Source organism: Enterobacter sp. Ap-1006 (assembly GCF_011752835.1).
In the GTDB taxonomy this organism is placed as follows: domain Bacteria; phylum Pseudomonadota; class Gammaproteobacteria; order Enterobacterales; family Enterobacteriaceae; genus Cedecea.
Map to the genome: position 1 here is coordinate 1 of NZ_VWWU01000019.1, position 806 is coordinate 806.

Genomic DNA, 806 nt, shown 5'->3' on the forward strand with positions numbered 1-806 from the left:
AACCAAGGAATCGGGCGAAACATGCCCGACCAGCGTGACCAACTGGTCGTACGCGTCAAGGACCTGGCCTAGCACAAACGAGGGAAGTTCCTGCGAGCCCTGGAACTCAACGAAGGTCCACCTGAACGTGAAATTGTGCTTCTCGAAGACACTCCGCGTCTTCTGCCTACCTATATCCCAAGTTGCCAGCCGGGCACTGTCGTTTATCGCCTTAGCCTGGATCATCCCGAGCTCCGTCAGCAGTGCACGAGCCTTCTCCTGTCCAAGCTCCTCTTCTGCCTCAGTCAGAAGACGTTGCAGTTCTTCTGCGAAGACGGCATGGACGACCAACTGCCGCTCCGTAAACATTTCGGTCCACCTGGTGATCCCATACATACGGTGGCCGCGGTCGTAGTTCGAGATCTCGGTGATCTCCTCTGTCGGGAGACAGCCGGTCGCCTCCCAGTCAGCCCGATGCTCTGCGAGGTAGTCACTGGCGCGTTCGAGGCAGGCCACGTCCTCGCTGCTTGGCGCCCGATACCCTTTGCTTCGGTCGGTCTTGCGGTAGTAGACCGCGTAGAGAACCTGCTCGAACCGACCGGACTTGGCTTCGGACTTAATGTAAGCGTCATCAATCGCGAGGTCGTCATAAGGGCTGCGGGCGGTACCGCCCGTCATCAGCCAAACAGAGGGGTCGAAGTCGATCTCGTCGCCCCGAGCAATCTCGAAGGTGGGCTCGCTCAAGAGGTTGCCGTCTTGGTCGTGCACGACGATTCGCACGGCTGTCTCGCGGCCCTTGGTCTTGTCCAGCCACTGATCAGTGATGA

General features: G+C 59.1%; 1 protein-coding gene. It reads right to left on the bottom strand.

What is annotated here, in order from left to right; all coding sequences use genetic code 11:
- Positions 1–806, bottom strand: an 806-nt coding sequence (locus tag F3J28_RS22275) for a hypothetical protein (RefSeq protein ID WP_205247289.1), incomplete at both ends; no start/stop codon positions are given.